Origin of the sequence: Hespellia stercorisuis DSM 15480, assembly GCF_900142165.1 — a bacterium.
Classification (GTDB): domain Bacteria; phylum Bacillota; class Clostridia; order Lachnospirales; family Lachnospiraceae; genus Hespellia; species Hespellia stercorisuis.
The window spans coordinates 1-1359 of record NZ_FQZY01000155.1 but is presented as its reverse complement, the minus strand read 5'-3'; the positions used below and the strand labels follow the sequence as shown (position 1 = coordinate 1359).

Below are 1359 nucleotides of genomic sequence, written 5' to 3'. Positions count from 1 at the left end.
GAATTTTTAAGAATTCCTTCCTGTTTGTATGGATTCATGAATCATACTACAACTACTGAGATGACTGCATCCGGTCGTACTGCTTTCTGTTTTCATGGTGAACTTGATGCTAGTGAAGACGATATCATCTGCCACTGTGGCTGTAAGATGCATGTAAACAACCATCCTGGTATTACACTGAGGCATCTTCCTTTTGGTGGATATCTTAGCCAGGTGCAGTTTAATCGCAATCAATATGTATGCCCTAAATGTGGTAAAACCAGAATGCAGTTTATCTCTTTTAAGGCACCGGCTCACCGTATTACAGAAGAATTGTATCAGTATACCCGTGACCTTCTGGCAACTGGAAACTATACCAATAAAGAAGTAGCTGAGCTTACAGGTCTTGGTAAGAATACAGTCAAAGACATTGATAAACAGCGTCTTCAGGAACTTTATACAATCGATGGAACAAAGCTAATCAAACCGGAACGTAAGGCAAAGTTTCTCGGTATAGATGAATTCAAGCTTCACAATGGTTACAAGTATGCCACTCATATCATAGACATGGAAACTGGTCACGTGTTATGGATTGCCAATGGCAAGAAAAAGCAGGTAGTCTATGACTTCATCGAGCATGTAGGGCTTGAATGGATGGACAGTGTGGAAGCCATCGCATGTGATATGAATTCTGATTTTCAGGAGGCTTTTGAGGATAAGTGCCCTCATATCCAACCTGTATTTGATTACTTTCATATCGTTAAGAACTTCAATGACAAGGTTGTCAGTGAAGTTCGCAAGGATGAACAGCGTCGTCTGCTTGCTGAAGGTGATGACGAAGCAGCACGTTCTCTAAAGAAGACCCGCTACATCCTTATGTCTTCCAGAAAAACGTTAAAACGTAAGGATCAGGATGCCGCTGATGAAAGAGTTATCTCAAAAGGAAGTCCTATCTTTGGTACAGAGGATTACATCCGTAAGGGTGGTCATGAAGAAAGATATGATGAACTGCTTAGCCAGAACAAGCTGCTGTTTACACTTGATCTCATCAAAGAGAGTTTAACTCTTGCGTATTCTCGTAATGACGAAGCACGCATGTCTGAGGATATTATCTCTATCATGGATACCTGTAAATCAACTAAAAACGAGCACCTTATGTGGTTCAGAAGGTTATTGGACAATCACTTTGAGGGTATCATAGCTCATGCAACATATGACATATCAGCTGGTAAGATTGAGGGTATAAACAACAAAATCAAAACATTAAGACGACAGGCTTACGGATATCGTGATGATGAATACTTCTTCCTTAAACTGTTTGATATCAGCAGGAAGACTTATGTCAGAAATCCTTTATCCCACAAAATTTGTGATTGAGCC

General features: G+C 40.3%; 1 protein-coding gene. It reads left to right on the top strand.

Annotated elements, in window-relative coordinates:
• Positions 1-1356 (top strand): ISL3 family transposase (locus BUB85_RS20855; protein ID WP_143160825.1); only part of this gene is annotated, 1356 nt, incomplete at its 5' end.
• Positions 1357-1359: the final 3 nt, after the last annotated feature.